The sequence below is a fragment of the Kitasatospora cathayae genome (genome assembly GCF_027627435.1).
Taxonomy (GTDB): domain Bacteria; phylum Actinomycetota; class Actinomycetes; order Streptomycetales; family Streptomycetaceae; genus Kitasatospora; species Kitasatospora cathayae.
Map to the genome: position 1 here is coordinate 2,004,329 of NZ_CP115450.1, position 21,216 is coordinate 2,025,544.

Below are 21,216 nucleotides of genomic sequence, written 5' to 3' on the forward strand. Positions count from 1 at the left end.
CTGTCTTCTGTCAGCCGTCTTCCGTCAGCTTTCCTCGGCTCACCCCTCCCCGCGGTTCCGCAGCCGGGGCAGCGGAACGGCGAGCAGCGCCGCCAGCAGGGCGATCCGCGGCGCTAGCTGGTCCAGCCGGATGTATTCGTGCCGGGCGTGCGCACCGGCACCCACCGCGCCGAAGCCATCCAGCGTCGGCAGTCCGCGCGAGCCGGGCAGATTGGTGTCCCCGGCCCCTCCCGCCGGGGCACCGTCCAGCTGCTGCCCGAGCACAGCGGCGAGCGAACGCACGTGCCTGAGCAGCGGGTTGCCGGTCCGCTCGGGCCAGGCCGGCCGACTGGACAGCACCTCGGTGCGCACCCGCGCACCCGGCCGCAGCGCGGTCAGCCGGGCGAGGTTGTCGAGCGTGCGGCGCTGCGCCTCGGCGGTGGAGAACCGCAGGCCGAGCTCGGCCTCGGCCCGTCCGGCCACCACGTTGGCCCGCGAACCCCCGCTGATCCGACCGGCGTTGAGCTCGGTTCCGGGCTGGCCCGCGAGGCCGCGGACGAGCACGAGCTGATCGACGAGCTCGTCCACCGCCGACACCCCGTCGTGGGCGTCGTTGCCCGCGTGCGCTTCCCGCCCGGTGACGGTGAGGCGCACCCGGGTGCTGCCTCGCCGCGCGGTCTTCAGCCGCCCGTCCGGGTGCGGCGGCTCCAGCCCCAGAACAGCTGCCGCGCCGCGTAGTTGGCGTTCGACCAGGCGCCGCCCGTCCGGACTGCCGACCTCCTCGTCGGACACCACGACCAGCCGCACGGTGCGGTGCGGTCGCTCCCCCAGGTCCGCGAGCAGCGCCAACGCGCCCTCCAGGACGGCCAGTCCGCCCTTCATGTCGACCACGCCGGGCCCGGTGAGCCGACCGTCCTGCTCGGCCACCGGCCAGTCCGCCAGGGTGCCGACCGGCCAGACGGTGTCGTGGTGGCCGACGATCAGCAGGTGCGGCAGGGTCTCGTCCCGGCCCTCCCACTCGATCACGAGGTGGTCGCCGGCCGGCCCGGGCTCGCGGCGTGCGGTGGCCCCGGTGGCGCGGAACCCGGCGGCCAACTCCTCGGCGAGCGCGTCGAGTCGTGGCGCGTCTCCACTCGGTGACTCGATCCGGGCGAGGTCCGCGCAGCGCCGCCGGACGGCACCCGCGAGGGTGCGGGCCCGGGCACTGAGCGCCTGCGGCAGTCCGGGCAGGGCCGCGGTGGTTCCGGAGGCGGCGGTGCTGGCAGAGGCGGCGCTGGCGGAGGCGATGGTTCCGGAGGCAGTGTTGCCGGAGGTAAGGGCGCCCGCAGCAGCGGTGGTACTGGAATTGGCATGACCGGCAGTGGAGCCGGCCGCGGGGGCCAGGGCTTCGCCGCCGGCGGCGGCCGGAACGGCCACGGGTGCGCGGTCGGGTTCGGCGGCGGCACCCTGCGCGGCCGGCGGCCCGACGACCTGGGGACTCAACGCTCGCCTCCGCGGCCGTAGCCGGTATTCAGCGGCCGGACCGGCCGACCGCTCCCGCCCGGGTACCAGGCCCGGCCGGGCCGCACCGCTCGGCCGGGAGGTTGGACGCCCCGTCGGACCGGTCCGTCTGGCCCAAGTGCGGTGGAACGGCTGGGCGGCGTGCTTGACATTGCGTCCTCCTCGCTCGATCCGGTGCCCCGGTCCGCCCGGAGCCCCGTGCACGGCGGCTTCCTCGCGGCGGGCGCAGTGGCCGGACCGCCGCAGGGAAGCCGAGATGTGAGCCTAGAAGAACCGTCCGGTTTCCTGCGAGGTGGCCCTGTTCCCAACGTGCCGGTACGGGCCCCGACCTCGGGCACCCGTCGGAGGAAGCGGCGGGCGCTCGGCGCAGCGGGCCCGGATCGGCGCGCGGGCGCGGTCGCCGGATCACGCCCATCTCCACCATGGACCCGCCGCCCGGGTTCGGCAGCGCAAACCGGCAAGGCACGGCATTTCCACGCCGGATGGGTGACATCGGCTCAGCGGGCGGTACGAACCGGAGGCACGCGACGGCTCAGGGAAGCCCGCGACGCGGCCCGAACCGACGCCCGGGAAGCATCCGCGTGAACGCCGTCCGACGCTGCGCCCCGTCCTGCCCTCACGAGCCCCCGCCCTCAGGCGCCGTCCCCGACCAGCCCCGCATCGCGCGCGAGCAGCGCGGCCTGAACCCGGTTGGCCACGCCGAGTGCAGTCAGGATCCGACTGACGTGCGCCTTGACGGTGCTCTCCCGCATCCCCAGCACGCCCGCGATCTCCGCGTTGGACAGCCCGTCGGCGAGTTCGCGCAGCACGTCGGTCTCGCGCGGGGTGAGCCCGGCGACCCGGCCTCGGGCGGCGACGGCCCGGGGCGCCCCGACCCGGTGGTACCGGTCGATCAGCCGTCGCGCGGCCGCGGGGTGCAGCATCCCCTACCCGGCGGCGACCACGTGCACGGCGCGGGCGATCTCGGCGGGCGGGGTGTCCTTGAGCAGGAAACCGTCCGTCCCGGCGGCGAGCGCTTGGTACACGTACTCGTCCAGGTCGAAGGTGGTGAGCGCGATGATCCGTGGTGGGTCCGGGAGTTGACGCAGCCGCCGGGTGGCGGCGATCCCATCGAGCCGGGGCATCCGGATGTCCATCAGCGCGACGTCGATCCGGCGGCCTCGGGCGAGCTCGACCGCCTGCAGTCCGTCGGCGGACTCGGCGACCACGGTCAGCGCGGGGCCCTGGGCGAGGAGGTCGACCAGGCCGAGGCGCACCAGTGCGTCGTCGTCGACCACCAATCGTGCGGATCATCCGTGGTCCTTCGGCTGCGGGTGCGGGGGCACGTGCGGCGGCGGGGGCGGGGGCTTCGAGCCCGGGGACTCCGGCCGCGACCGCCGGGGCCGCGGGTTCGAACCGTCCACCCGCGCAGGCACAAGGGGCGGGGAGGGATCCGGAGCCGCCTGCGGCCGCCGGTCCGGCACGGGCAGCCGGGCGGAGAGCCGGAAGCCGCCGGCGCCGTCCGGCCCCGCGTCCAGGTGGCCGCCCGGCGCGCCGACCCGTTCGCCGAGCCCCACCAGCCCGTACCCGCCGCCGACGCCCGGCCCGTTCGACGCGGCCTCGCCCGGACCGTTGCGGACCTCAACGGTGGTCGCCGGCGTGCCGTAGCCGACCCGGACGACGACGGGTGCGGCGTGCGCGTGCTTGCGGGCATTGGTCAGCGCCTCCTGAACGACCCGGTGCACCGCGAGCCGGTGGGTGGTGGGCACGGCCGCCGGGTCGCCGGAGAGGACGAGTTGGACCCACTGCCCGGCCTGATTCACCTCTCCGACCAGGTCGGTGAGGTCGCGCAGGGCAGGCGCCGGAACGCGCACGGCCCCGGCGGGTACGGGCGGGTCGGCCTCGGCGGCTGTCGACCCCGGTGGGTCGGCGCGCAGGGCGCCCAGGACGTCGCGCAGGTCGTCGAGCGGGCGGCGGTGGTGCGCAGCAGTTCGAGCCGGTGGGTGAGCCGGTCCGGATCCGCGGCGACGGTACCGGCCCTGGCCTGGTCGCGCAGCACTCCGGCGTGCAGCACCAGCAGGCTCAGTCGGTGGGCCAGCACGTCGTGCATCTCCCGGGCGATCCGGGCGCGTTCGGCCGATCGGGCCTGTTCGGCCCGCAACTCCCGCTCCCGGCGCGGGATTTCGACCCGCTCGCGCAGGGTGCGGATCATCACCCGGCGGCTGTGCAGCCACAGTCCGAAAGACAACACAGCTACCTGGAGCAGTAGTTGGGAGCCTGTGGTGCCTGCCCAGTCGGCCAACGAGTCGGCCCGGGCCGCACTGACCAGCACGATGACCGCAGCTCCGGTCACCGCTGGACCGGTCCGGCCGAGGGAGGCGAGGTGGAAGACGCTGAACAGGCCGGGAAAGGCCCGGTTGAAGAGGCTGCTGGTGAGCACCGGCAGGACGGCCGAGACGGCCGGGTGGCAACGGGCGAACAGGAGCGAGAGCGCGGCCAGCGTGGCCACCACGGTCCGGGGCAGGCACAGCGGGCCGTCGGCGTGCAGCCACTGGAAGAGGCCCTCCTCAGCGGTGAGGGCGAGGATGCCGAACAGCAGCAGGCTGCCGACCCAGGGCCGCTGGTCCGGGCCGTACCAGCCGAGCAGACCTGTGCGCATCGGGCTCCTCCCATCCGCCCCGTCCAACCAGTCCGCCCCGTCCGCTGGCGTCAGTTGGCGTCAGTTGGCGCACGTTCGCGTCGGTTCGCGTCCGCTCGCTCGATGCTACGGGCGGGCGTCGGCCCGGTGCCCCCTTCTCCCGGACAGCCGCACCCTCTACTTTCGTCGGGGGTGGGCGCCGCTCACCGGCCGATCCGCGGCCGCGGCGGCCTCCCTAGCGTCGGCGACATGACGACCGGACAGCTCAGCCCCAGGATCGACTCCCCTCCACAGCACCGCAGTTCAGACCCCTCACCGCACGGCGGCGACCGCCTGCTGTTCCTCGCCGAGGCGCTGCGTACCTTCCACGACACCGGCGCGCTGGCGCCGAGCGGCCCGGACCTGGTCGACGCGCTGGTGGTACCGGCCACCAGTCGCCCGAACCGGCCGATCTCGGTACTGGAGGTCGGGGCCGGAACGGGCGTGGTGACCCGCCGGCTGGCCCGGGTGCTGCGCCCGGGCAACTGGCTGCACGTGGTCGAGGCGAACCCGCGGTTCGCCGACCGGCTGCGGGAGGACCTGGTCCTGGCCGCCCGCCGGCCGGGGGTGGAACTGCGGCTGTCGGCATGCCGGGTGGAGGAGCTGCCGGAGGCGGCCGACGCCACGATCCAGACCGGAGGGAGCGGCGGCGAGCGCTACGACGTGATCGTGTCCGGGGCGAACAAATGACAAAAGACAGCGAACAGATTTTGAAATCTGTTCGCTGTCATGCCATAGTGAGACCCGGGTCACACCGCCCTTCGCCCACCCGGCACCGCACGCCCTGGAGCCCTCATGACCTCGACCTCCCGCCCCGCCCAGCGCCGCCTCGGCACCTCCGGCCCCGTCACCTCCGCCCTCGGCCTCGGCTGCATGGGCATGTCCGACCTCTACGGCCCCGCCGACGAGGCCGAGAGCATCGCCACCATCCACGCCGCGCTGGACGCCGGGGTCACCCTCCTCGACACCGGCGACTTCTACGGCATGGGCCACAACGAACTGCTGATCCACGAGGCCCTGCGCGGCCGCGACCGCGACGGCGTGCAGATCAGCGTGAAGTTCGGCGCCCAACGCGGCCCGGACGGCCAGTGGCTCGGCTACGACGCCCGCCCGGCCGCCACCAAGACCGCGCTCGCCTACACCCTGCGCCGCCTGCGCACCGACCACATCGACGTCTACCGCCCGGCCCGTCTCGACCCGGACGTCCCGATCGAGGAGACCGTCGGCGCCATCGCCGACCTGGTGAAGGCCGGCTACGTCCGCCACATCGGCCTCTCCGAGGTCGGCGCCGACACCCTGCGCCGCGCCGCCGCCGTGCACCCGATCAGCGACCTGCAGATCGAGTACTCGCTGCTCTCCCGCTCGATCGAGTCCGCCGTCCTGCCCGCCGCCCGCGAACTCGGCATCGGCATCACCGCGTACGGCGTGCTCTCCCGCGGCCTGCTCAGCGGCCACTGGAACCCGGACCGCTCGCTCGCCGGCACCGACTTCCGCGGCCACAGCCCGCGCTTCCAGGGCGACAACCTGGCCCACAACCTCGCGCTGGTCGAGGCGCTGCGCGCGGTCGCCGACGACAAGCGGGCGAGCGTCGCCCAGGTCGCCATCGCCTGGGTGGCCTCGCGCGGTGAGGACGTCGTCCCGCTGGTCGGAGCCCGCCGCCGGGACCGGCTGGCCGAGGCCCTCGGCTCGCTGGACGTCACGCTGACCCCGGCCGACCTCGCCGCCATCGAGGCCGCCGTCCCCGCCGGAGCCGCCGCCGGCGACCGGTACGCTGCCGACCAGATGGCGCGCCTGGACAGCGAGCGCTGACCGAGCCACGCTGACCAGCGGAAACCCTCCGCAGCACCCCGACCGCACGACCCTAAGGACGGCCCCCGTGACCACGGACACCGCACTCACCGCCGAGCAGATCCTGATCGCGGCGGAGGAAGTCCTCCGGCGGTTCGGCCCGGCCAAGGCCACCGTCGTGGACGTCGCCCGGGAACTCGGCGTCAGCCACAGCAGCGTCTACCGCCACTTCCCCAGCAAGGCGGCCCTGCGCGAGGCGGTCACCCAGCGCTGGCTCGACCAGGCGCACTTCGAGCTGAAGGCCATCTCGGAGGACTCCGGCACCGCTTCCGAACGCCTCCAGCACTGGCTGAGCACGCTGTTCGCGGCCAAGCGGAAGAAGGCGCTGGACGACCCGGAGCTGTTCGCGACCTACCTGGTGCTGGCCGAGGAGAACAGCGCCGTCGTCGACGCGCACATCGAGACCCTGGTCAAGCAGCTCGCCGAGATCTTCCAGGACGGCGTGGAGCGCAAGGAGTTCAAGCCCGCGCACATCCTCAGCACCGCGCGCGCGGTCTTCGACGCCACCGCGCCCTTCCACGACCCGGTGTTCGCGGCCACCTGGTCCGAGCCGACCGCGGACGAGCGCTTCAAGGCCGTCTGGAAGCTCGTTCTCGGCGGCCTGAAGGCCAAGTAGCCGGCGGCCGTCACGTCGGGGCGCCGGCGACCGGAGCGAAATCCGGTCGCCGGCGCCTCGGCGTCTCCGGCAGACTGTCGCACCCAGTTGATCTCACTTGGAGGATGACATGCGTACGGCCGTCCCGGCCCTGGACAGCCTGCGGGGGCTCGCGCTCGGCGACGCCTTCGGCGACCGGTGGTTCTCCGTCCCGGCGGACGAGGCACCCGCCGACCTGGCCGCCCGAGCGGTCCGCCCGGCGCCCTGGCACTGGACGGACGACACCGCGATGGCCCTCGTCCTGGTCCGCCACCTCACCGTCCACGGCGAGGTCCGGCAGGACGCGCTGGCCGGGGAGTTCGCGGCCGAGTACGCCCGCGAGTACCAGCGCAAGTACGGCCCGTCGATGCACCGGGTGCTGCGCGGGATCGGCTCCGGCGGGGACTGGCGCGCCATCACCTCGGGCCAGTTCGAGGGCCAGGGCTCGTACGGGAACGGCGCCGCGATGCGGGTCGCCCCGCTGGGTGCCTGGTTCGCCGAGGACCTGGACGAGGTGGCCCGGCAGGCCGAACTCCAGGCGCTCACCACCCACTTCCACCCGGAGGCGGTGGCCGGGGCGGTGGCGGTCGCGCTCGCCACGGCGCTCGCCGTCCGGAGCCGGGGCCTGCGTCCGCCCGGCCGGGCCGAGTTGCTCACCGAGGTCGCCGACCGCCTGCCGGACAGCGACGTCCGCTCCGGCCTGCGGATCGCCGCCCGGTTCCCGGAACACACCAGCGTCCGGCACGCCGCCGGCGTGCTCGGCTCGGGGCTGATGATCTCCGCCCCGGACACCGTCCCGTTCGCCCTCTGGTCCGCCGCCGGGCACCTGGACTCACTGCCCGAAGCGCTATGGCACACCCTGGCGGGCTGGGGCGACATGGACACCACCTGCGCCATCGCCGCCGGCGTCGTCGCCGGCCGCACCGGGCTCAGCGACGTCCCGGCCCGCTGGCTCGCCGCCTGCGAGGAGTTGCCCGGCTGGATCGCCGAGGCGACGACGGCCCGCTAGCCGGCGCGCTCGACGGGCCGGCACCCCCTCTCCCCCGGGGCCGGCCCGTGGAGCGGGGGCCGGCCCGTCGAACCGCTCCGAACGCCCCTGTCAGCGGCGCGAGTTGCCGAACAGCAGCCGGTACGCGATCAGCAGCACCAGCGCCCCGCCGATCGCGGACACCCAGGTCGGCCCGTCGAAGAAGCGCGCCGTGATCGACCGGTGCAGGAAGTGCGACGCGATCCAGCCGCCGACGAAGGAGCCGGCGATCCCGATCAGGGTCGTCACGATCAGCCCGCCCGGGTCCCGCCCCGGCAACAGCAGCTTGGCCAGGGCCCCGGCCACCAGGCCCAGCACGATCCACGCGATGATGCTCATCCGACCCATCCCTCCGGTCCATGGCGCGACGGCCCCGTCCCGCGCGCCTGCCCCGAAGGACGCCGCCTCCCACCGGCCCGGTTCCGACCAGACTCCCCGAGCGTCGCGATCCGGCCATCCGGAACCCCGATCGCCACCGTCGGCTCCCGGGGCGACGTGGCCCCCTTCACCGGACTCGGCCTCCGCCTGCGGGCGGCCGGACATCACGTGGCCGGCGCCACCCACACCACGCTCGCCGAGTCCGTACGGGCCGCCGGACTGGAGTTCCGCCCGCTGCCGGTCGACCCGCGCGCCGAACTCGCCTCCGCCGAGGGCCGACGGCTGCTGCGGGCCGACAGCGGACCGCCGTGGAGGCAACAGCGAACAGATGACCGGGAACGGATGACAGATTTCATCATCTGTCATCCGTCATCTGAAATCTGTTCGCTGAACTCCCTCGGCCAGGCACCAGCCCGCTGAGTGCCAGGTACACCACCGAGGCCGAGGCGAAGCCGATGGCCCAGCCGTAGTCGGCGAGTGGTTTGAGGAAGGGGATCAGGCCGTCCACCGGGAAGGGGCCCTGTTTGGTGCCGTGCTCGTCGAGGCTGGAGTACGAGCCGCCGACCGCCAGCAGGCCGCCGATCAGTAGGGCGACGACCGCGCGCCAGTTCCAGCCGGCCGCGTACCAGTAGGAGCCGGACGGCCGGTAGAGGTCGGCGAGTCGGAGGCGGGTGCGGCGCAGCACCCAGTAGTCCGCGATCAGCACCCCGGCGACCGTGCCGAGCAGGCCGCCGACCACGCCCAGCCAGACGTAGATGTAGACGTGCGGGTCGGCGGTCAGCTTCCACGGGAAGATCGCGATCCCGACCACGCCCGTGATCAGCGCCCCGGTACGGAAGTTGACGAACCGGGGCACCAGGTTGGTCAGGTCGTAGGCCGGCGAGACGACGTTGGCGGCGATGTTCACCGACAGCGTCGCGACCAGGACGACCAGCAGCGCGAACAGGATGGCGACCGGGCTCTCCATCTTCGCGGCGAGCTTGATCGGGTCCCACACCGGCTCGCCGTACACCGCCTCCGAACCGGAGGTGACCAGCACCGAAAGCAGCGCGAAGAGCGTCATCGTCGTCGGCAGGCCGAGCGCCTGGCCGCGGATCTGGGCCCGCTGGCTGCCGCCGAAGCGGGTGAAGTCGGGGATGTTGAGCGACAGCGTGGACCAGAACCCGATCATCCCCATCAGCGACGGGAAGAAGACCTTCCAGAACCCGCCGCCCCAGCCCAGTTTGGACGGCTGGTCGAGCAGGGGTCCCAGCCCGCCCGCCTTGACCCCGATCCACACCAACAGGGCGAGCGCGCCGACGATGACGAACGGCGCCGCCCAGTTCTCGAAGCGCCGCAGCGCCTCCATCCCCCGGGCGATGATGGCCATCTCGACCAGCCAGAACAGCAGGAAGGAGGCCCACTGCGTCCACGGGTAACCGCCGAACTCCGTTGCCGTGCGCCAGGATTCGCCGAACAGCTTGCCCGCCAGCAGGAAGATCCCCTCGCCCCCGATCCAGGTCTGGATGCCGAACCACGCGCAGGCCACCGCCGCCCGGATGAGCGCGGGCAGATTGGCGCCGCGCAGGCCGAACGAGGCCCGGGCGAAGACCGGGAACGGAATGCCGTACTTGGTGCCGGCGTGCCCGGTGAGGAGCATCGGAACGAGCACGATCAGGTTGGCGAGGGCGATGGTCAGCACCGCCTGCTTCCAGTCCATCCCGATCGCGACCAGGCCCGAAGCCAGTGTCCAGGACGGGATGTTGTGGGCCATGCCGACCCAGAGCGCGAGGAAGTTGTAGGTGGTCCAGGTGCGCCGCCGCACCGGGACCGGCCGGAGGTCGTCGCTGGTGAAGCCATTGGGAGGCAACTCCCCCTCGGCCGGGTCGAGTTCGACCCGGCCGTCGGGGTGCTGCCGCTGTCTTCCGCCGCCGGTCGCGGTGTCGGCCATGGGCAACTCCCGTCTGCCGCAGTGGTGATCAGAGCTGGGGGATGACGTCCGTTCCGTACGCGTCGATGGTGGCTTCGACCGCGTCGTGCATGGCGTAGACGGCGAACTGGTCGACGCCGAGCGAGCGGAGTTCGGCGAGCCGGGCACGCTGGGCCTCCACCGGACCGATCAGGCAGAAGCGGTCGACGATCTCGTCCGGGACGAAGGCCGTGTCGGGGTTCCCGGCCCGGCCGTGGTGGCTGTAGTCGTAGCCCTCGCGGTTCTTGATGTAGTCGGTGAGGGCGTCGGGCACCAGGCCGGAGTGCTCGCCGTAGTGGCTGACCAGGTCCGCGACGTGGTTGCCGACCATTCCACCGAACCAGCGGCACTGCTCCCGGGCGTGGGCGAGCGCGGCGGGCGAGTCGTCGGCGGTGACGTACGCGGGCGCGGCCACGCAGATGGTGACCGAGGCCGGGTCCCGGCCCGCCTCGGCGGCCGCCGTTCGGACCGCCTTGATCATGTATTCGGTGAGGTACGGGTCGGCCAACTGCAGGATGAACCCGTCCGCCTGACGCCCGGTCAGTGCTAGCGCCTTGGGGCCGTACGCACCCATCCAGACCGGCAGCGCGGCGCCGGGGCCGACCCACGGCAGGTGCATCTCGGTGCCGTCCACCTCGACGGTACGTCCCTCGGCCAACTCCTTGATGGTGTGCATGGCTTGGGAGAGCCGGTCGAGGGTGGCGGGTCGGCGTCCGGCGACCCTCATGGCGGAGTCACCGCGGCCGATGCCGCAGATCGTGCGGTTGCCGTACATGTCGTTGAGCGTGGCGAACAGGGAGGCGGTGACCTCCCAGGTGCGGGTGGAGGGGTTGGTGACCATCGGGCCGACGGTCAGGCGCTCGGTCTCGGCGAGGATGCGGCTGTAGATGACGAAGGGCTCCTGCCACAGCACGCAGGAGTCGAACGTCCAGCCGTGGCTGAACCCGGCCTGCTCGGCGCGGATCATCCGGTCGATGAGCAGGCGGGCGGGCGGGTCGGTCTGCAGGACGAGGCCGATGTCCATGGGTGACTCCGGGGAGGGGGTGGGCCGCCGCCCGATCACCGACCGGGCGACGGCGGGTTCGAAGGAGAGAAGGAGAGAAGGAGAGAGGGAGAGAAGGAAAGGGGGAAAGGAGAGCGGAAAAGGAGAGGGGAACGGGGATCAGGCGGAGGGATCAGGTCAGGTACTGGCAGGTGTCGCGGCGCAGGAAGGTGCCGTGCCCGGCCCGGCCGAGCCAGTGGCCGTCGTCCAGCACCACGGTGCCGCGCGAGAGCACCGTCCGGGCCCGGCCGGCGAGTCTGCGGCCCTCGTAGGCCGAGTAGTCCACGTTCATGTGGTGGGTGGCGGCGGAGACGGTCTGCACCGCGGTGGGGTCGTAGACGACCAGGTCGGCGTCCGCGCCCGGCGCGATGGTGCCCTTGCGCGGGTGCAGCCCGAACATCCGAGCCGGGGTGGTGCAGGCGATCTCGACCCAGCGGCGCCGGCTGATGTGCCCGTCCACCACCGCCTGGTGCAGCAGGTCCATCCGGTTCTCCACGCCCGGGAGGCCGTTGGGGATCTTCGAGAAGTCGCCGCGGCCGAGTTCCTTCTGCCCGACGTAGCAGAACGGGCAGTGGTCGGTGGACACCACCTGGAGGTCGTTGGTGCGCAGCCCCCGCCAGAGCGCCGCCTGGTGTTCACGCGGTCGCAGCGGCGTGCTGCACACGTACTTGGCGCCCTCGAAGCCGTCCGCCCCCTCCTCGGCGAGGTTGTCGGTGGAGAGGAAGAGGTACTGCGGGCAGGTCTCGCCGAAGACGTTGAGCCCGGTGTCGCGGGCGCGGGCGAGTTCGTCCAGCGCGGAGGCGGCGGAGACGTGCACGACGTAGAGCGGGCTGCCGGCCACCTCGGCGAGCTTGATGGCCCGGTGGGTGGCCTCGGCCTCGAGCAGTTCGCGCCGGACCTCGCCGTGGAAGCGCGGGGCGGTGTGCCCGGCGGCGAGGGCCTGTTCGACCAGCACGTCGATGGCGATGCCGTTCTCGGCGTGCATCATGATCAGCCCGCCGTTCGCCGCCCCGCGCTGCATGGCACGCAGGATGCGGCCGTCGTCGCTGTAGAAGACGCCGGGGTAGGCCATGAAGAGCTTGAAGGAGGTGGACTCGCCGGAATCGACCAGCGCGTCCATCTCCTTGAGGACGGCGTCGTTGACGTCCGAGACGATGGTGTGGAAGGCGTAGTCGATGGCGCAGTTGCCCTCGGCCTTGGCGTGCCAGGCGTCCAGGCCTTCGCGCAGCGCGCCGCCGACGGGCTGTACGGCGAAGTCGACGATGGTGGTGGTGCCGCCCCAGGCGGCGGCGCGGGTGCCGGTCTCGAAGGTGTCGGAGGCCGCGGTGCCGCCGAACGGCAGCTCCATGTGGGTGTGGGCGTCGACGCCGCCCGGGATGACGTAGTGGCCGGTGGCGTCGATGACGGTGTCGGCGGTCCAGGCCTCGGCGGCGGCGCTGCCGGTGGCGGCCAGGGCGGCGACGCGCTCGCCCTCGATCAGGACGTCGGCGTGGAGTTCGTCGGTGGCGGTGATGACGAGGCCGCCGCGGACGACGGTGCGCTGCTGCGGGTCGCGGGTGGTCATCGCGGTCTCCTCAGGCCTCGGCGAGCGGTCCGTAGGCGTCGGGCCGGCGGTCGCGGTAGAACGCCCACTGCTGGCGGACCTGTTCGATCAGGCCGAGGTCGAGGTCGCGGACGACGAGTTCCTCCTCCTTGTCGGAGGCGACGTCGCCGACGAACTGGCCGCGCGGGTCGACGAAGTAGGAGGTGCCGTAGAAGTCGTTGTCGCCGTACTCCTCGGTGCCGACCCGGTTGATGGCCGCGACGAAGTACTCGTTGGCGACGGCGGCGGCGGGCTGTTCGAGCTGCCACAGGTAGGCGGACAGGCCCCGGCTGGTGGCGGAGGGGTTGTAGACGATCTGCGCACCGGCCAGGCCCAGCGCGCGCCAGCCCTCGGGGAAGTGCCGGTCGTAGCAGATGTAGACGCCGACCTTGCCGACGGCGGTGTCGAAGACCGGCCAGCCGAGGTTGCCGGGCTTGAAGTAGTACTTCTCCCAGAAGCCCTTGACCTGCGGGATGTGGTGCTTGCGGTACTTGCCGAGGTAGCTGCCGTCCGCGTCGATCACCGCGGCGGTGTTGTAGTACACCCCGGTCTGCTCCTCCTCGTAGACCGGTACGACGATCACCAGACCGAGTTCACGGGCGAGGTCCCGCATCCGGCGCACGGTCGGGCCGTCCGGGACGGCCTCGGCCCAGCGGTAGTGCTCGGGCTCCTGGACCTGACAGAAGTACGGGGAGTTGAAGACCTCCTGGAAGCCGATGATCTTCGCGCCCTGGGCGGCGGCCTCGCGGGCGTACCGCTCGTGGAGCGCGATCATGCTCTCCTGGTCGCCGGTCCAGCGGGTCTGGACGAGCGCGGCACGGACGATCTGCGACATGGGTACCTCCGCAACTCCGCGGCCGGCCGTGCGGTCGGGCCCGCGGTCTGAGGGTTGACGGGGCGGTCTCACCCTGCGGGTCCGCTCGCGGAACCGCAGGGGGTCTACGTGATGGGTCTACGTGCGTAGAAAGCGATCTGTAGACGGTAGGCCGGGCCTCGGTGGCCTGACAATACGTTGGCGGTAACGCGTCTGGGGCGATCTTGTTACGCGGACACGCGATCAGTCCTGAGTGGGATGAAACGCTCATCTACCCCGGAGGTGAGCTCCTTACTCATTCGAGTGAAAGCGGTCACCGAGGGTGCGGAATCCGCCACGGCGGGGTAGAACGCGCGTGGACGCCGCGACGGACCGTCATCCGACGGCGTTGCAGCCCGACTTCGGGGATCGGACACGGGGATCGACGGTCGGCAGGAGGCCGAACGGGGGTAGTACGGATGGCAGCGGTCGAGGAGCACGAGGAGCGCCAGGAACACGAGGAGAAGGAGGGACACGGGGAACACGGGGAGCGTACGGCGGACACCACGGCACCGACGGGCGCGTCGACGCCGACCGGCACGGCCGGAGCCACCGGCGGCGACGGCCCGGCGGGGCGTCCGCCTGCCCTGCCCGCCCGGGCGGGCCTGTTGCTCGCCCTCGGGGCCCTGCTGCCGCTCGCTCTCGGCCTCCTGCTGAGCCGGGGCCCGGTGCCCCGGACCGGCCTGACCGCCCTACAGCTGGCCGGTTCCCGGGCGGCCGCCGAGGCGGTGGTCGGCAAGCGCTCCTCGGCGTACCTGGCCGAACTGCGCGCCGAGCCCTGGCTGATCGCCGGCTACGGACTGACGCTGGTGGCCGCCGCGCTGCTGGGCGGGTACGTGCTCGGGCGGCGGCTCCGGCTCGGCTCGGCGCTCGTGGTCGGGGCCGCGGGGCTGCTCGCGGCGGGCTGCGACCTCGCGGCGAACGTCCTGCTGCGCCTCGGGCTCGACCACGGCGGGTCGGACAGCCCCTTCGCGGTGGCCGCAGCGCTCGCCGCCGTCGCCTGGCTGCTGCTCCTGCCCGCCGGGACGGCCGCCGCGGGCCTGCTGGCGGTGACGGCCGCCCGGGCGGCACGCGGCCTCCGGTCCCCCGCCGGGAAGCCGGCCGAGGAGCGGGACCCCGGGCGGCCGGCGCTGATCCCGCCGTGGCCGGTGGCCGCACGGCGCGGCCGGCCTCCGCACCAGGAGCGGGTGACGGCCGATGCCCCCGGCGCCCACACCCACTGGCGGGACGCCGGCCGGGTGCCGCCCGGCCGCGAGCCCGCCGAGCTGGGCTTCTGCGCCTCCGGCGGCGGCATCCGCTCGGCCTGCGTCACGCTCGGCGCGCTCCAGGCCCTGCGCCCGTGGCTGAAACGGGCACGCTACCTGGTCTCGGTCTCGGGCGGCGGCTACACCGTGGGCGCGCTGCAGCTGGCGCTCAGCGACTCCGCGCCCGGCAGTCCGGTGCGCGCCGTCTCGGGCCTGACGGCCGACACCGTGATGGAGCCGGGCTCCCCAGAGGAGGACCACCTCCGCCGCCACAGCAAGTACATCGCCGACGGCGCCGGCGAGTGGCTGGTCGCCCTCGGGACGTTGCTGCGCGGCGTGCTGTCCGCGCTCACCCTGCTGCTGGCCGCCGTCCTGGTGCTAGGCCTCGGCCTCAGCCGCTTCTACCACGCCGTCCCGCTCACCGACCTGAGTGCCCTGGCGCCCGCCGGCCTGCGCCACCCGGGCGCCGTGCCGGGCGACTTGGCGTTCCGTACACCCGCACTGGCCGCCCTCGGCGCGCTGCTGGCCGCCGCGGCCGGGTGCTGGCTGCTCTGGCTACTGGCCTTCCCCCCGCTCGGCTGGCACGCGCTGCTGCCGCGCGCGCTGCGCCGGCTCAACCACGCCGCGCTCGCACTGGCCGGCCTGCTGGCGCTCGGGGTGCTGGCGGTGCCGGGCCTGGCCTGGGGCGCGGTCCGGCTCCAACAGGCGCTGGCGGCCGGCCCGCAGCTGACCGGCGCCGGGCTCAGTCTGACCGTGGTGCTCAGCTACCTCGCCCTTCTGCTCGGCATACTCTGGCGCGACCGCCGGGCGATCGGCCGGGGCGTGAGCGCCCTCGGCGGGGCGCTGCGCGGCGCGGGCCGGTTCGGCGGCGGGCTGACCGCCAACCTCCCCCAGTACCTCGTGGTGTGGGCCGCCCTCACCGCGCTGACGGCGGGCGCGCTGCTGGCCCTCGGCTGGGCGGTCGCCACCGGGTACGCCTGGCCGACGGCCGTCCAGGTGCTGCTGCCGCTGGTACTCGGCGCGGTCGGGCTCAACCTCGACCAGACCTGGATGAGCCTGCACCCGTTCTACCGGCTGCGCCTGGCCTCGGCCTTCGCGGTGCGCCGGGTCACCGAGGGCGGCCGCTCGCTGGCCCGCCGGTACGACTTCTACCGCGAGCAGACCTGGCTGAGCCACTACGCCGCCCGGCACCCCGACTTCCCCCAGGTCATCTTCTCGGCCGCGGCCAACCTGTCCGGCAACTCCCGTACCCCGCCCGGCCGTCGGGCGGTCTCCTTCTCGTTCTCCCACGACTACGTGGGCGGACCGGACGTCGGGTACGCGCGCACCGACCTGCTGGAGCGGCGCACCCGGCGGCACATCGCCCGGGACCTCACCGTCCAATCGGCGATGGCGGTGTCCGGCGCCGCCTTCTCCTCCGCGATGGGCCGCCAGTCCCGGGTCTACCAGGGGCTGTTCGCGGTGACCAACGCCCGGCTCGGGACGTGGCTGCCCAACCCGGAGCAGCTCGGCCCGGCCTGGTCCGGCACGCCGGACTGGCGCCGCCCCGGGCAGCCCGCCGTCCGCCGTCTCCCGTACCAACTCCGGGAGCTGACCGGCCGGTTCCCGGCGGACGACCGCTTCCTGCTCACCACCGACGGCGGGCACTACGAGAACCTCGGTCTGGTGGAGCTGCTGCGGCACCGGGTGCGGACGGCGGTGAGCATCGACGCCAGCGGGGACTCCGGCTACGCCGGCAACCTGGCCGCCGCGATCACCCTGGCCCACGAGGAGCTCGGCATCGTCATCACCCTGCACCAGCCCGAGGTACTGATCCCGGGCAGCGCCACCACCGACCGGGACGGCGGCGGCACGCCCCTGCAGGGCCTGGCGGCCCAGCTCGCCGACCGGCTCTCGGTCCGGGGCGTGATCACCGGGGACGTCCACTACCCGGCCGTCGCCGGCGAACCGGACTCCGAGCGGCACGGCACACTGGTCGTCCTCCAGGCGGTCCTGACCGCCGACATGCCGTACGAGCTGCACTCCTACGCGGTGGCCAACCGGGCCTTCCCCAACGACGGCACCAGCGACCAGTGGTTCGACCACCAGCAGTTCGACGCCTACCAGACGCTCGGCCGCTACCTGGGCGCGCAGGCCGGGCCGGTGATCGAGCAGGCCCTCGCGGCCGCCGCGCCCGTCCCCGCCGCGCCCGTCCCCGCCCAGCCGCCGGGCGACACGCCCGCGACGCCGTCCGGCCACTCCGCGGCGGCTCCGCCGGTGCCCCGCCGTCCTGCGGAGGGGTGAGCCGGAGGTCGGGGCGAACGTCGAGCCGGGGGAGTTAACAGGGCGCAACAGACGGGCGCCCCGGCTTGACTTCGTCCGACCGGCTCGGAAAGGATCCGGTGCATGGACTCCGGCACCACTCTGGTTTGCCGCCTGCACGTCGATCTGCGACGCCAGGCGAGTTCCATCTGTGCCTGTTGACCTTGCTCCACTCCGCCGGTCCCGCCCTGTGACCCCTGCCAGGGCCCGTACCGCACACCCGCACCCGCAGTTCTGAACCCCGCCCGCCCGACGGCACCCGTGCGTGCCGTGACCGGCCGCTCCGCAGCCACGCCACACCGCCGGCCCCGGGCGCACCCCTGCCGACGTTCCCGCCGCACCGCCGCACCCGAGGACGCCCCATGAGCCTGGACCTCGCCTCCGAGACCCCGCCGCACTCCCCCAATGCCCCGCTCGCCCCGGCCGCCCCGCACAGGCCGAACACCCCGCTCACTCCGAACGCCCTGCACACCCCGAACGCCCTGCACACCCCGAACGCCCCGCTCACTCCGAACGCCCTGCGGACCGTCGTCCGGGAGCTGGCCGAGCAGCCCGAGCAGTGGATCCACCTGGTCCGCCTCTCCACCGAGGAGCGCTGGTACCAACGCCTGGTGGCCGAGGACGACCACGAGGTGTGGCTGATCAGCTGGCTGCCCGGCCAGTCGACCGGCTTCCACGACCACGGCGGCTCGCGCGGCGCGTTCACCGTCGCCCTCGGCGAGTTGGAGGAGCTCTCCCTCGGCGGCCCGGACCAGGGTCTGTTGATCCGCCGGATTCCGGCTGGCACCGCCCGCGCCTTCGGCCCGGAGTACGTGCACGACGTACGCAACACCGCCTCCGGCCCGGCCGTCACCCTGCACGCCTACTCACCCCCGCTCAGCTCGATGGCGCACTACGACCTGCGGGCCGGCGGGCTCGTCCGCACCTCGGAGGAAGGACCGGAGCAATGGTGACCACGATCGACGACCTGGTGGAGCGGGCCCGCGAGGGCGTGCACCGCCCGCGCGCCCGGGAGGCGTACCAGGCCCACCTGGAGGGCGCGCTGCTGGTGGACATCCGTCCGGCGGCGCAACGGGCGGCCGAGGGCGACATCCCCGGCGCGCTGATCATCGAGCGCAACGTCCTGGAGTGGCGGCTCGACCCGACGGGCAGTCACCGCATCCCCGAGGCCTCGGGCTACGACGTCGAGGTGATCGTGGTCTGCTCCGAGGGCTACGCCTCCAGCCTGGCCGCCGCCTCACTGCGCGAACTCGGACTGCACCGGGCGACCGACCTGGACGGCGGGTTCGTCGGCTGGGCGGCGGACGGACTGCCGACCGGCTCCGGAGGCTGAACCGTCGTCACGCCGGGCGTGTGTCCGGTGAATGCCGGGTGCCGGGTCTCGGGTGCGTGCGGCGTGCAGGCCGCGGGCAGGCCGAGTGCGTGCGGCGTGCGTGCCGCGTGCCGGGTCGTAAATCAGGGACAGGAGATGATGCAGGTCATAGTCTGATCAGAGTTTCCGCCGGTCCGAAGCTGGGCAGCCACGCGGGCGGAAGAACGCCCGGGCGGTGCAACCGCCGTCAACCGAACGACCCGAACGACCGACCGACACAGGCGCCGCCTCCCCGGGGCGCCCTGACGAGGAAACACTCCGTGATCAGATTCGAGGGCGCCGGCAAGCGCCACCCCGACGGCACCATCGCGGTCGAGGGACTGGACCTGGAGGTCCCGACCGGTCGGATAACCGTCCTGGTCGGGCCGTCCGGCTGCGGCAAGACCACCCTGCTGCGCATGGTCAACCGGATGGTCGAGCCCACCTCGGGCCGGGTGCTGCTGGACGACACGGACGTCGCGAAGCTGGAGCCCGCCAAGCTGCGCCGCGGCATCGGATACGTGATCCAGCAGGCCGGGCTCTTCCCGCACCGCAAGGTGATCGACAACATCGCCACCGTCCCCTACCTGCTCGGCTGGGACCGCAAGAAGGCCCGCGCCCGGGCCGCCGAACTGCTGGAACTGGTCGGGCTCGCGCCCGAGACCGCCAAGCGCTACCCGTTCCAGCTGTCCGGTGGCCAGCAGCAGCGGGTCGGCGTGGCCCGGGCACTGGCCGCCGACCCGCCGGTGCTACTGATGGACGAACCCTTCAGCGCCGTCGACCCGGTGGTGCGGGCCGGGCTCCAGGAGGAGCTGCTGCGGCTGCAGTCCGAGCTGCACAAGACGGTGCTGTTCGTCACCCACGACATCGAGGAGGCCGTCCGGCTCGGCGACCAGGTCGTGGTGCTGCGCGAACACGGCCGGATCGCCCAACTGGCCGACCCGCACACCCTGCTGACCTCCCCCGCCGACGACGGCGTGGCCGCCTTCCTCGGCCGCGATCGGGGCCTGCGCGGCCTCGGCCTGCGGCCCGCGAAGGCCGTCGCACTGCGCCTGGTCGGTGACGGACTCCGCTACGGTGGCTGGGAGTTGGCCCTGGACGACGAGCGCCGCCCGATCGGCTGGATCGACCGCGGCGCCGGTACCGCCGAACTGCAGCCGTCCGCCGGCTACCACCCGGACACCGACACCCTGCGTGCCGCCCTGGACGCCGCCGTGCTCTCCCCCGCCGGGGTCGCGGTCGCACTGGACGCCGACGGCCGGGCGATCGGTACCGCGAGCCGCGAGGCCGTCCTCGCCGCGCTCACGCCCGTCGGCCTCGCGCCGGTCAGGACCGACAAGACGGACACCGTGGGCGTAACGAACACCGTGGACGTAACAGACAGCGCGGGTGTGACGGACAGCGCCGGCCTGACGGACACCGTGGGCAGGACGGACACCGTGGGTGGGACGGACGAGACCGGCGCGGCGGACGGAGCCGACGGTGGACGATGAACCGATCGTCCGCTGGTACTGGATCGGCGACCACCTCGGCTACCTCGGCAACCTGCTCGCCGACCACGCCGTGATCGCCCTGGTCCCGGTGCTCATCGGGCTGCTGCTGGCCGTCCCGCTCGGTCTGGCCTGCGCCCGCTTCCCCCGGCTGTACCAGCCGCTGTCCGCCGTCTTCAACATCGTCTACGCGCTGCCCTCGCTGGCCGTCTTCGTGGTGCTGATCCCGTACACCGGGCTCGCCACCCAGGCGACGGTGATGATCCCGCTCACCTTCTACGCCCTCGCCGTCCTGCTACCGACCACCGTGGACGGACTGCGCGCCGTCCCGGACTCCGTCCGGCAGGCCGCGACTGCGATGGGGTACGGGCCGTGGCACCGGCTGACCGCCGTCGAACTGCCCGCCGCCGTGCCGTACCTGATCGCCGGACTGCGGGTCGCCGCGGTCTCCAGCATCTCGCTGGCCAGCGTCGGCGCGCTGGTCGGGCGCGGCGGGCTCGGCTACCTGTTCATCGACGGCTTCCAGCGCACCTTCCCGACCCCGATCGTGGCCGGCATCGCGCTGATCGCCGTCCTGGCGCTGGCCGTCGACCTGCTGCTGGTGGCCGCCCGCCGGCTGCTCGCACCCTGGGCCGTCCGGGAGCAGGGGGCGGGCTCGTGAACTGGCTGAACTGGCTGAGCGACTTCTTCTCCGACCCGGCCCGTCGCAGCGGGCCGGACTCGATCGTGCACCGGGTCTCCGAGCACCTCATGCTCTCCGGGGAGGCCCTGTTCTACGCGGCGCTGCTCGCCGTCCCGCTCGGCCTGCTGATCGGGTACACCGGGCGCGGTGTCACCCTGGTCACCGCGCTCGCCGGGGCCGCCCGCGCCCTGCCGACCCTCGGCCTGGTGACGTTCGCGGTGCTGCTCGCCGGGGTCGGCGACACCGCCGTGCTGATCCCGCTGGTCGCGCTGGCCGCGCCGCCGCTGCTGGTGGCGGCCGTCGAGGGGGTGCGCGGCACCGACCCGGACGTCCGGGACGCGGCGCGCGGGATCGGGCTGACCCATCCCCAGGTGCTCCTCCAGGTCTGCCTGCCGTCCGCCGCGCCGACCCTGCTGGCGGGCTTCCGCACCGCGACCGTCCAGGTGATCGCGACCGCCACCGTGGCCGCGTACGTCGGACTGGGCGGCCTCGGCCGCTACGTCATCGACGGGCTGGCCACCCGGCAGTACGCGGTGACCGTGGGCGGCGCGCTGCTGGTGGTGCTGCTCGCGGTCGGTGCCCAGCTGTTCTTCGCGCTGCTCGCCCGGTTCGCGCTCCCGCCCGGGATTCGCGCCCAGCGCCGGGCCCGCTGAGGCCCACCCCCCTTTCCCATCCGCTCCGGAAGGACAACTGTCACCATG

The 21,216-nt window shown here is 73.4% G+C and carries 20 protein-coding genes and 1 pseudogene; 12 read left to right on the plus strand and 9 right to left on the minus strand.

The genetic code is table 11. The annotated features are described in order from the left end of the window. Positions 1–39: 39 nt before the first annotated feature. The 4 genes and pseudogenes from O1G21_RS09020 to O1G21_RS09035 all read right to left on the minus strand — a co-directional run bounded on the left by O1G21_RS09020 (position 40) and on the right by O1G21_RS09035 (position 4,117). Positions 40–1,461: a M20 family metallopeptidase gene (locus O1G21_RS09020; RefSeq protein WP_270142325.1), complete on the minus strand. Its 1,422-nt coding sequence runs from the start codon at positions 1,459–1,461 to the stop codon at positions 40–42. A 650-nt stretch (positions 1,462–2,111) separates the two neighbouring features. Beyond that, positions 2,112–2,759: pseudogene (locus tag O1G21_RS09025) on the minus strand (response regulator). A 9-nt stretch (positions 2,760–2,768) separates the two neighbouring features. After that, positions 2,769–3,332: a sensor histidine kinase gene (locus O1G21_RS09030; protein ID WP_270142327.1), complete on the minus strand. Its 564-nt coding sequence runs from the start codon at positions 3,330–3,332 to the stop codon at positions 2,769–2,771. Beyond that, a complete protein-coding gene (locus O1G21_RS09035; RefSeq protein ID WP_270142329.1) occupies positions 3,278–4,117 on the minus strand; it encodes a histidine kinase dimerization/phosphoacceptor domain-containing protein in 840 nt (279 codons plus the stop codon). Before O1G21_RS09035 ends, O1G21_RS09030 begins: the two co-directional genes overlap by 55 nt. 228 nt (positions 4,118–4,345) lie before the next feature. On the opposite strand from O1G21_RS09035, the gene O1G21_RS09040 reads away from it, so the two are divergent. From O1G21_RS09040 to O1G21_RS09055, 4 genes are all read left to right on the plus strand, one after another. Further along, entirely contained in the window at positions 4,346–4,825 is a 480-nt protein-coding gene (locus tag O1G21_RS09040) for a class I SAM-dependent methyltransferase (protein WP_270142331.1), read from the plus strand. A gap of 105 nt (positions 4,826–4,930) precedes the next feature. Next, on the plus strand, positions 4,931–5,944 hold the full coding sequence (locus O1G21_RS09045; RefSeq protein WP_270142333.1) for an aldo/keto reductase: 1,014 nt from the start codon (positions 4,931–4,933) through the stop codon (positions 5,942–5,944). 67 nt (positions 5,945–6,011) lie between these two features. Further along, a complete protein-coding gene (locus O1G21_RS09050; RefSeq protein ID WP_270142335.1) occupies positions 6,012–6,599 on the plus strand; it encodes a TetR family transcriptional regulator in 588 nt (195 codons plus the stop codon). 109 nt (positions 6,600–6,708) lie between these two features. Continuing rightward, entirely contained in the window at positions 6,709–7,626 is a 918-nt protein-coding gene (locus tag O1G21_RS09055) for an ADP-ribosylglycohydrolase family protein (RefSeq protein ID WP_270142336.1), read from the plus strand. Positions 7,627–7,716: 90 nt separating this feature from the next. Here the strand turns inward: O1G21_RS09055 and O1G21_RS09060 are convergent, their stop codons facing one another. Continuing rightward, positions 7,717–7,983, minus strand: coding sequence for a GlsB/YeaQ/YmgE family stress response membrane protein (locus O1G21_RS09060; protein ID WP_270142338.1), 267 nt, complete (start codon positions 7,981–7,983; stop codon positions 7,717–7,719). A gap of 156 nt (positions 7,984–8,139) precedes the next feature. On the opposite strand from O1G21_RS09060, the gene O1G21_RS09065 reads away from it, so the two are divergent. Further along, positions 8,140–8,442, plus strand: a complete 303-nt coding sequence (locus O1G21_RS09065) for a hypothetical protein (RefSeq protein WP_405000610.1) — start codon at positions 8,140–8,142, stop codon at positions 8,440–8,442. Here O1G21_RS09065 and O1G21_RS09070 read toward each other — a convergent pair. The 4 genes from O1G21_RS09070 to O1G21_RS09085 form a co-directional block, all read right to left on the minus strand. Continuing rightward, positions 8,378–9,952, minus strand: coding sequence for an NCS1 family nucleobase:cation symporter-1 (locus O1G21_RS09070; RefSeq protein ID WP_270142340.1), 1,575 nt, complete (start codon positions 9,950–9,952; stop codon positions 8,378–8,380). The genes O1G21_RS09065 and O1G21_RS09070 overlap by 65 nt on opposite strands. Positions 9,953–9,980: 28 nt before the next feature. Then, positions 9,981–10,994: a TIGR03842 family LLM class F420-dependent oxidoreductase gene (locus O1G21_RS09075; protein WP_270142341.1), complete on the minus strand. Its 1,014-nt coding sequence runs from the start codon at positions 10,992–10,994 to the stop codon at positions 9,981–9,983. Positions 10,995–11,145: 151 nt separating this feature from the next. Then, complete coding sequence (gene hydA, locus O1G21_RS09080) at positions 11,146–12,576, minus strand: dihydropyrimidinase (protein ID WP_270142343.1); 1,431 nt, start codon at positions 12,574–12,576, stop codon at positions 11,146–11,148. Positions 12,577–12,586: 10 nt separating this feature from the next. Next, positions 12,587–13,429 carry a nitrilase-related carbon-nitrogen hydrolase gene (locus O1G21_RS09085; RefSeq protein WP_270142345.1) on the minus strand — a complete coding sequence of 281 codons (843 nt, stop codon included), beginning with the start codon at positions 13,427–13,429 and terminating at the stop codon, positions 12,587–12,589. Between the two features lie 437 nt (positions 13,430–13,866). Here O1G21_RS09085 and O1G21_RS09090 point away from each other — a divergent pair, with 437 nt between their 5' ends. From O1G21_RS09090 to O1G21_RS09115, 7 genes are all read left to right on the plus strand, one after another. After that, the gene (locus O1G21_RS09090; protein ID WP_270142347.1) at positions 13,867–16,974 is read left to right on the plus strand and encodes a hypothetical protein; all 3,108 of its coding nucleotides are present in this window, start codon (positions 13,867–13,869) and stop codon (positions 16,972–16,974) included. 102 nt (positions 16,975–17,076) lie between these two features. Then, positions 17,077–17,154: a putative leader peptide gene (locus tag O1G21_RS41720; protein ID WP_101948289.1), complete on the plus strand. Its 78-nt coding sequence runs from the start codon at positions 17,077–17,079 to the stop codon at positions 17,152–17,154. Positions 17,155–17,354: 200 nt separating this feature from the next. Continuing rightward, positions 17,355–17,945, plus strand: coding sequence for a cysteine dioxygenase (locus tag O1G21_RS09095; RefSeq protein WP_270142348.1), 591 nt, complete (start codon positions 17,355–17,357; stop codon positions 17,943–17,945). Further along, positions 17,939–18,325, plus strand: a complete 387-nt coding sequence (locus O1G21_RS09100; protein ID WP_270142350.1) for a rhodanese-like domain-containing protein — start codon at positions 17,939–17,941, stop codon at positions 18,323–18,325. Before O1G21_RS09095 ends, O1G21_RS09100 begins: the two co-directional genes overlap by 7 nt. Before the next feature lie 299 nt (positions 18,326–18,624). Then, complete coding sequence (locus O1G21_RS09105) at positions 18,625–19,836, plus strand: ABC transporter ATP-binding protein (RefSeq protein ID WP_270142352.1); 1,212 nt, start codon at positions 18,625–18,627, stop codon at positions 19,834–19,836. After that, positions 19,826–20,494: an ABC transporter permease gene (locus tag O1G21_RS09110; protein ID WP_270142354.1), complete on the plus strand. Its 669-nt coding sequence runs from the start codon at positions 19,826–19,828 to the stop codon at positions 20,492–20,494. The genes O1G21_RS09105 and O1G21_RS09110 overlap by 11 nt, the downstream gene beginning before the upstream one ends. Further along, positions 20,491–21,168, plus strand: coding sequence for an ABC transporter permease (locus O1G21_RS09115; RefSeq protein WP_270142356.1), 678 nt, complete (start codon positions 20,491–20,493; stop codon positions 21,166–21,168). Before O1G21_RS09110 ends, O1G21_RS09115 begins: the two co-directional genes overlap by 4 nt. Positions 21,169–21,216 lie beyond the last annotated feature (48 nt).

What these genes read in the sequence shown, in the direction of transcription:
- O1G21_RS09035 (WP_270142329.1), bottom strand. Translation starts at nt 4,117, where the DNA reads ATGCGCACAGGTCTGCTCGGCTGGTACGGCCCGGACCAGCGGCCCTGG.
- O1G21_RS09040 (WP_270142331.1), top strand. Translation starts at nt 4,346, where the DNA reads ATGACGACCGGACAGCTCAGCCCCAGGATCGACTCCCCTCCACAGCAC.
- O1G21_RS09045 (WP_270142333.1), top strand. Translation starts at nt 4,931, where the DNA reads ATGACCTCGACCTCCCGCCCCGCCCAGCGCCGCCTCGGCACCTCCGGC.
- O1G21_RS09055 (WP_270142336.1), top strand. Translation starts at nt 6,709, where the DNA reads ATGCGTACGGCCGTCCCGGCCCTGGACAGCCTGCGGGGGCTCGCGCTC.
- O1G21_RS09060 (WP_270142338.1), bottom strand. Translation starts at nt 7,983, where the DNA reads ATGAGCATCATCGCGTGGATCGTGCTGGGCCTGGTGGCCGGGGCCCTG.
- O1G21_RS09070 (WP_270142340.1), bottom strand. Translation starts at nt 9,952, where the DNA reads ATGGCCGACACCGCGACCGGCGGCGGAAGACAGCGGCAGCACCCCGAC.
- O1G21_RS09075 (WP_270142341.1), bottom strand. Translation starts at nt 10,994, where the DNA reads ATGGACATCGGCCTCGTCCTGCAGACCGACCCGCCCGCCCGCCTGCTC.
- hydA (WP_270142343.1), bottom strand. Translation starts at nt 12,576, where the DNA reads ATGACCACCCGCGACCCGCAGCAGCGCACCGTCGTCCGCGGCGGCCTC.
- O1G21_RS09085 (WP_270142345.1), bottom strand. Translation starts at nt 13,429, where the DNA reads ATGTCGCAGATCGTCCGTGCCGCGCTCGTCCAGACCCGCTGGACCGGC.
- O1G21_RS09090 (WP_270142347.1), top strand. Translation starts at nt 13,867, where the DNA reads ATGGCAGCGGTCGAGGAGCACGAGGAGCGCCAGGAACACGAGGAGAAG.
- O1G21_RS41720 (WP_101948289.1), top strand. Translation starts at nt 17,077, where the DNA reads ATGGACTCCGGCACCACTCTGGTTTGCCGCCTGCACGTCGATCTGCGA.
- O1G21_RS09095 (WP_270142348.1), top strand. Translation starts at nt 17,355, where the DNA reads ATGAGCCTGGACCTCGCCTCCGAGACCCCGCCGCACTCCCCCAATGCC.
- O1G21_RS09100 (WP_270142350.1), top strand. Translation starts at nt 17,939, where the DNA reads ATGGTGACCACGATCGACGACCTGGTGGAGCGGGCCCGCGAGGGCGTG.